At 58.9% G+C, this 7,306-nt stretch carries 5 protein-coding genes; 2 read left to right on the forward strand and 3 right to left on the reverse strand.

Annotated elements, in window-relative coordinates; translation table 11 throughout:
* Positions 1-87 precede the first annotated feature (87 nt).
* The gene (locus ACHFGA_RS02845; RefSeq protein ID WP_394280927.1) at positions 88-2,349 is read right to left on the reverse strand and encodes a LuxR C-terminal-related transcriptional regulator; all 2,262 of its coding nucleotides are present in this window, start codon (positions 2,347-2,349) and stop codon (positions 88-90) included.
* 19 nt (positions 2,350-2,368) lie between these two features.
* Positions 2,369-3,586, reverse strand: coding sequence for a benzoate/H(+) symporter BenE family transporter (locus tag ACHFGA_RS02850; protein ID WP_394280928.1), 1,218 nt, complete (start codon positions 3,584-3,586; stop codon positions 2,369-2,371).
* Positions 3,587-3,831: 245 nt separating this feature from the next.
* Here ACHFGA_RS02850 and clpX point away from each other — a divergent pair, with 245 nt between their 5' ends.
* A complete protein-coding gene (gene clpX / locus ACHFGA_RS02855; protein WP_394280929.1) occupies positions 3,832-5,109 on the forward strand; it encodes an ATP-dependent Clp protease ATP-binding subunit ClpX in 1,278 nt (425 codons plus the stop codon).
* Between the two features lie 18 nt (positions 5,110-5,127).
* On the opposite strand, the gene ACHFGA_RS02860 is transcribed toward clpX, so the two are convergent.
* Positions 5,128-5,919 carry a TetR/AcrR family transcriptional regulator gene (locus ACHFGA_RS02860; protein WP_394280930.1) on the reverse strand — a complete coding sequence of 264 codons (792 nt, stop codon included), beginning with the start codon at positions 5,917-5,919 and terminating at the stop codon, positions 5,128-5,130.
* Positions 5,920-6,269: 350 nt separating this feature from the next.
* Between ACHFGA_RS02860 and ACHFGA_RS02865 the strand changes: the two genes are divergently transcribed.
* On the forward strand, positions 6,270-7,259 hold the full coding sequence (locus ACHFGA_RS02865) for a malate dehydrogenase (protein WP_394280931.1): 990 nt from the start codon (positions 6,270-6,272) through the stop codon (positions 7,257-7,259).
* Positions 7,260-7,306 lie beyond the last annotated feature (47 nt).

A 7,306-nucleotide genomic window follows, 5' to 3' on the forward strand; every position in this document is an offset into this window, starting at 1 on the left:
GCGCAAGGGCTCTCGGCGTCACGGACTGTGAAATTTTTCTGAAAAGAAAATTTAGCGCATTCGACCTCAAAAACAAACCAATTATATTCATCCCAGTGCGGCGGCTAGGTCAGCCCGCCCGCGAATACCCAGCTTCTTGTAGATATTGGTGAGGTGAAACTCGACCGTTTTCAGCGATACCGTCAGCTGCATGGAGATCTCCCGATTGGTCGTGCCATCAGCAGCAAGACGCGCCACCTGCTCCTCCTGGGCGGTCAGCCCGTGACGTGAATGAACGCGCCCTCCAACGCCACTGAGCTGGCGTTCTTTGTTGCAGCGTTCCACCATGGCGTGGGCCCCCATTTCCTCAAAGAGGGTGGAAGCGCGGCGGAAGATATCGTCGGCACGCTGCCTGCGTCCAATGCGGCGTAAGGTGATGCCGTATTCAAAGAGCACGCGGGTGGCGTAGACCGGCATGGGGGAGTGCTCGACGGCATCGACGGCATCGTCGAAAAGTGATAAAGCCCTTTCTGTGTCCCCGCGCTGCAGCATGATTGTGGCGCGCGGGACGGCCAGGCGGGCAAACCAGGAGGGTAAATCCACTCCGCTGGCGCGTTGCTCAGCTGCGGAAAGGGCCTCTTCGGCCTCGTCGATACGCCCAGCACGCAACAAGGTTTGAACATAAATGTCCTCCCACGGCCAGAACCCGGGCTGATGAGGACCTGCGCGCTTGGCGGCGGCTGCAAGATCGTCGGCGGCGCTGACCGTGGAATGTAAATCCCACAGGTTGGCGGAGACAAGGAGGCGAGCCATCGCTGCAGGGATCTGCTGCAGTGCAAAGGAATCGCTGCCGGCTCCAGCCCGGTTCACGTAGGACCGTGCTAAGGATTGATCGCCCTCCATCGACGCGATCAGCGCGCCGGTCCACAGCAAGAAGGGCTCAAGCAGTCCCACCTCGTGCAGCTCACAGGCAGAGAGGCCACGTTCGACGACCACTTTGGCATCGTTCCACTGGCCCAGGATGAACAGGGTGCGGGCGAAGAGGGCATCGCGCCACATGCCCACAGACAGGGCACCGCCGGGCACGGGGCGCAGCCGCTCGCGAGCGGAGATGGGATCATCGTCGGCAAGTGCCGCCCACCCGCCGAACAGGTTATAGCGTTCGCGCGAGACTGCATGGTGGAACTCAGGAGGACGATCGGAAGGGGTTCGATTAGCCAACAGGTACGCGAAGGCACGGTGAATATGAGCTTCTTCGTAACGCACGGAACCCGGGCTGGCCAAACTCATGGTGTGTTGCGCACGCATCGCCAGCCCGCGCGGATTCCAATTGGCAAGCTCATACATCGATGCGGCAGCTGACTGCTCCAGCGATTTTGTCACCGGCTCCAAATAAGTCTGCGCTTGGGCCCGGTTGCCTTTGTACAAGGCGATATAGCCGGTCAGCGTGTCGCGGTGTTCTGCATTGACGACCCCGGTGCAGTCCTGCAAGAACAACTGGGCAGATCCCAGGCCAAGGTCATCGGCGTGCGCCTGCGCTTTGGACAGCAGCAGCTTCTCCCGCGAGATAGCGTTGGTGGCTCGTGGTGGGCTCGGGGTGGCGGCTTGCGTGATGGCGTTGAAGCGAGGATCGCGGAAAAACGTTTCCTGCCCCAGCTCTGTTGAGCGTAGCTCAATAATCCCGGCCGCGATCGCCTCCTTCAGATCTTCAGCGACTAGGGGGCGGGTATAAAGGGCCTCGATGGTCTCCGGGCGCAGCCCCTTGATGGCCTTGTTGAACTCCAAGTGCCAGGAGTCCGGGATCGTGATCGCCGTATTGGCCTGCGACCAGTAGTCGCGCGGGGCCACATCCAGCATCTCGGCTACATAATCCGGTCGCCCACGAGTGGCAAAGTACAAGTCTTCGATCAGCAGCGCCGGAAGTTTGTGCCCAGTCAGCGCGCGGGCAAACTGGTCCGTCTCTGGAAGAGTGAATGGGGTCAGGTGAATCACGTCGTCGGCAAGCACATGCAAGCGTTCCGACGACACCGTCGCCACGATGCGTACCCCCTCGCGTTTGGCGGCGGTGACCAGCTCACGAAATGAGGTGTCATCGGCTTGATCGAAATCGTGGATGAGAACGATGGCGTTCTCGGGACGATCCTTCAGCTGGGTGAGCAACGCGCCGGGGTAGCTCAAATCCCAGGGCAGGACCGTGACCACCTGCGTCTTCTCTTTCGGGAAGTGGGAGGCAAGCCCATCGAGAAAACGGCGCGCCCCCAAACCCTCGGCAGCGGGAATGATGATGAGTCGCTGCGTGTGGGCGCGCACGATGCCGACGACCCTCTCAACCAAACGCCTACGCAGGAACTGATCAGCTTGCTGGACCATTCATCACGCCTTAACTTCTCTATTCTCTATCTAGAAGCTTACCGACGACCACCCCGGCAACCAGGCCCCAAAACGGTGCAGATAGACCCAGGAACGTGACTTCTGCGATGGTGACCAGGAAGCACGCCAACGCGCCGGTGGAAAATGGGCCGGAGAAACCGGCGACAAAGGCATTCTTGAGAGGCGTAAGCATGGCCAGCCCGGCCAGCGTTGCGATGAACGAGGCGGGCATGCCCAGCATGAAAGCCACAAACACCGGCGCGACCACGCCCACCAGAATCGCTGCGATGGCGTTGACGATGGCGGCCGCGTAGTGCCGGGAAGAATCCTTGCTGGACACCAGCAGGGCGTTCGTCGGACCGGTGAGGCATGTCGATGCGCATCCCAACAATCCTACGGGAAGCGACCACAGGCCGGAGATTGCGGAAGAAAGGTTCGTGCCCTGTTTATGGCCTGCTGCGCGCAGAACCGCGAGGCCCTGGCCGTTTTGGACGAACACAACGGTGATCGCAAGAGGAATGACCAGCTCCACCATTGCACCCCAGGAAAATTCTGGCGGAACAAGTTGCGGTGTGGCGAAGACGCCGTTGGCTGTGATGTCGCCCTTGAAGCTGCCTGCCACCAAGGCGATGATGGTCCCCAGCACCGCAGCGGTGGCAACCGGGGGAAGCCACTTTCCGGCGGCCGGGATCATAGTCAGAATGACAAAGAGGATGGTCATCGGAACGGCCATCACAGGATCGTCGACAAGTGCGCCAATTAAATCAGTGCCGAAGCGTAAAAAGACGCCCGCCACCATGGCCATGACGATGGTGGAGGGGATCAAGGCCATAATCCTTTGGATGAGGCCAGTCCAACCCAGCACGAAGACAAATAGGCCGGTAACGATATAGGCGCCGACGACCTCATTGAGCGTGTAGTGCCTCAGCGCATCGCCAACCAACACCGTGCCGGGGATCGTCCAATAAAACGCCATGGGGGAGCGGTAGAGGTACGTCATCAATAAGGTGATGATGCCGTTGCCCAAGAATGCGCCCAGGATCCAGGAAGATGTTTGCTCTGGTGATAAATTTCCTGCGGCGGTCGCTGCGAGAATCACAGCAACCGGGCCGGAAGCGGAAAAGATAAACGCGACCAGGCCGTTGCCGATCTCGGTGGGGCCTGCATCGCGGAGGAACTCGCGGAAGGTGGGGCGTGGGAGCTGGGGGCGTTCAATCGCACCGAGGAGCTTGGTCATGCGGGCGACACTACCTCAGCGCGACAATTAATGTGTTCCAGAACACTTTTAGCCTACTTTTGGTTGAACCTCTCGAGTTCACAATTGCCGGGCAGTGGCGCTAACGGCGACGCGCAGACGGGGGAATCGTCGTTAAGCGCGCTTGCTACTAAGCTAGGTGGGACAATCTGTGGGGAACTCGCTACAATCGGGCTACCCTGCAGGCTGGAAGTACAAGCGAACGGAAAAGCGAGCGTTTAAACCTCATGTCAGTGACTCAAGATAGCTCCGACCTGTTGAAGTGCTCTTTCTGCGGAAAGAGTCAAAAGCAGGTGAAGAAACTCATCGCGGGTGGCGGAGTGTACATCTGCGATGAGTGCATTGAGTTGTGCAATGAGATTATCGAAGAGGAACTCCAAGGCGCTCAGGCCGAGGAAGACTCGAAGAGGCAGCGCCTGCCGCGGCCCTCGGAAATCTCTTCGTTCCTCGACGATTATGTCATCGGCCAGGATGAGGCCAAGCGCACCCTGTCGGTGGCGGTCTACAACCATTACAAGCGCATCCGCGCCGAGGAAGCGGCGTCCACACGGAAGAAGCGAGACGATGCGGTAGAGATCGCCAAGTCTAATATTTTGCTGCTGGGCCCAACCGGTTCCGGCAAGACGTACCTCGCGCAGACCTTGGCGCGCATGCTGGACGTACCTTTCGCCATCGCTGATGCCACCAGCCTGACTGAGGCCGGCTATGTCGGTGAGGACGTAGAAAATATCCTGCTGAAGCTGCTGCAAGCGGCTGACTTCGACGTGGCGCGTGCGCAGCGCGGCATCATCTACGTCGATGAGGTGGACAAGATTTCCCGTAAGTCCGAAAACCCTTCGATCACGCGCGACGTATCGGGCGAGGGTGTGCAGCAGGCGTTGCTGAAGATCCTGGAGGGCACCGTCGCATCCGTGCCGCCGCAGGGCGGGCGCAAGCACCCGAATCAGGAATTCATCCAGCTGGATACCACCAATGTTCTGTTTATCGTCGCCGGTGCGTTCGCGGGCCTGGAGAAGGTCATCGCTGAGCGCGTGGGCAAGAAGGGGATTGGCTTCGGCGCGGAAATTGAATCGGAAAAAGAGTGTGAAGAGCAGCAGATTCTGAAGAAGGTGCAGCCGGAAGACCTGGTGAAGTTCGGTCTGATTCCGGAGTTCATCGGGCGTCTGCCGATCGTGGCCACGGTGGACAATCTGGACCGTGAGTCCCTGATCAAGGTCCTGACTGAGCCGAAGAACTCTCTGGTGAAGCAGTATGAGCGCCTGTTCGCTATGGACGATGCCACCTTGACGTTCACCGAGGAAGCCCTTGGCGAAATCGCGGACAAGGCCGCTGAACGCGGAACCGGCGCCCGCGGCCTGCGCGCCATCATGGAAGAAGTATTGGTGCCGATCATGTATGACCTGCCCGATCGTGAAGATATTGACGAAGTCATCATTTCTGATGCTGTTGTCCGCGGCGAGGGCGAGCCGACCTTCGTACTTGCCGACGAAGAAAAGTCCGCCTAGGCCAGTAGCGGGGCGGCGTTAGTAGATGTCGTCGCCCAGCTCATAAATTTCTCCGGCGGCCGGGGCCTCTGGGATCGCAGGTGTGGCGCTGAGGTAGGAATCGTAGCCCGAGTCGGGGATATTCGACGTCAGGAATGCCAGCACCGCGTCGATCACGAAGCGACGCATTCCTTCGGTGTTCTCTCGGCTGGTCGGGTCGATCTGAAAGAGATTGATGGACAGGGCACGGCCACCGATCCGGTAGCTGCCCAGCGACACAATGAGTGCCAAGAGATCCTCTGCGGAAATTCCGGGGCGGAAAGCGCCGGCGTCTTGGCCCATCATGAGCAGCCGCTCTAGGTGCAAGGTGAGCTCGGATGCTTCCGCAATGGCGGAGATTTCTGTGAGTTTGAGCACAGGATCCATGTTTTCCCGCTGAAGTAAGCGCAGAGAATCCTCCTGTTCCACCATGCGATAGAAGAGTGCATCAACAAACCGGCGTACGCCCTCGACGGGGACGGCATAGGAGCGGTTAAGGAGCTCCTCTGGCGGGTGCAAGCGAGACACCGCAGTAGCCAACGCCTGCTGGTATAGACCTTTTTTATCGCCAAAATGGTAATGGATCATACGCTTGGACATGCCTGACTTCTTGGCGATTGCGTCTAATTTGGTACCGCTAAATCCATTTTTGGCAAAACCGGTCAGCGCGATATCGATGACATCGTGCACGGTGGTGTTGTCACTGGTGTCGCTAGCATCGTCGGGTGCATTGTGCTCGTTCACGGAATCTTCCACCGGACCTTGGTCCTGTGGTTGCGAATTCGAAGACATGGCCACCTTTCGTACGGCGACGGTGAGCGGGAGCCCACCCAAACTGGAAAACTATAATTTTTACCTAATTATCTGTACTGATCACAGTCTATAGTGCCTGAACTACACCCGTGGTGTGCCTGGTTGTAGCCAAACCCACACAAAACCCGATAAAACTGCCATTTTAGGGGGTGATTTGTGGGGGGGAGGGCCTCAAGCTGTGATCGGCCGCACTGATTTTCGCGTGCCTACGGGCGTCTTTGAACTGCTTCGCGCTAGGGGAAACGCGGGTAGGATGTTGGTTGTCAGGCAGTGGTCAGAGACAGCCACCACAGACATCCAAGTGAATCAAGTGAGAGGTATTTTCCAATATGGTTACGTCTTCTAATGCCCCCGTGAAAGTTGCAGTCACCGGCGCGGCCGGCAACATTGCTTACTCGTTGCTGTGGAGGCTTGCGAACGGCGACGTATACGGCCCTAATACCCCTATCGAAGTGACCTTGCTTGAGATTCCAGATGCGGTAAAGGCCGCCGAGGGTGTTGCGATGGAACTGTCGGACTCCGCGTTCGACCTGCTCACCAAGATCACCGTCACCGATGATGCGAAGACCGCATTCGACGGTGCCAACTCCGCCTTCCTTGTCGGCGCGAAGCCACGCGGTAAGGGTGAAGAACGTGCAGACCTGCTGGCTAATAACGGCAAGATCTTCGGCCCTCAGGGCCAGGCGCTCAACGACCACGCTGCAGATGACCTGCGCGTGCTGGTCGTCGGTAACCCGGCCAACACCAACGCACTGATCGCGGCGAACGCAGCCAAGGACATCCCTGCGGACCGTTTCAACGCGATGATGCGACTGGACCACAACCGCGCCGAATCCATGCTGAGCCAGAAGCTCGATGTGACCACCAACGTCTTCGAACAGGTCGCTGTGTGGGGCAACCACTCCGCCACCCAGTTCCCAGACATCACTTACGCCACCGTCGACGGCAAGCCTGTTCCTGAGGCTGTAGATAATGACTGGTACGTCAACGAGTTCATCCCACGCGTGGCAAAGCGCGGCTCCGAGATCATCGAGGTACGCGGCAAGTCCTCCGCAGCGTCGGCTGCGTCGGCTGCGATTGACCACATGCGCGATTGGGTACAGGGTACTAACGGCAAGTGGACGACCGCCGCTGTTCCTTCCGCAGGCCAGTACGGCGTGCCAGAAGGCTTGATCTTCGGCTTCCCTGTCATCGGTGAGAACGGCACCTGGAAGGTTGTCGAGGGCCTGGATATCTCTGAATTCCAGCGCGAGCGTATCGACGCGAACATCACCGAGCTCGAAGGTGAGCGCGACGCAGTCGCCGACTTGCTGAAATAAGAGACCAACGAAAAGCGGCGACACAGTCTAGGGTGTGGAATCATGCG

The organism is Corynebacterium sp. (genome assembly GCF_043426755.1).
GTDB lineage: Bacteria > Actinomycetota > Actinomycetes > Mycobacteriales > Mycobacteriaceae > Corynebacterium.

Bases quoted from the DNA above. Each gene is read 5' to 3' on its own strand.
- clpX (WP_394280929.1), top strand. From the start codon at position 3,832: ATGTCAGTGACTCAAGATAGCTCCGACCTGTTGAAGTGCTCTTTCTGC.
- ACHFGA_RS02850 (WP_394280928.1), bottom strand. From the start codon at position 3,586: ATGACCAAGCTCCTCGGTGCGATTGAACGCCCCCAGCTCCCACGCCCC.
- ACHFGA_RS02860 (WP_394280930.1), bottom strand. From the start codon at position 5,919: ATGTCTTCGAATTCGCAACCACAGGACCAAGGTCCGGTGGAAGATTCC.
- ACHFGA_RS02845 (WP_394280927.1), bottom strand. From the start codon at position 2,349: ATGGTCCAGCAAGCTGATCAGTTCCTGCGTAGGCGTTTGGTTGAGAGG.
- ACHFGA_RS02865 (WP_394280931.1), top strand. From the start codon at position 6,270: ATGGTTACGTCTTCTAATGCCCCCGTGAAAGTTGCAGTCACCGGCGCG.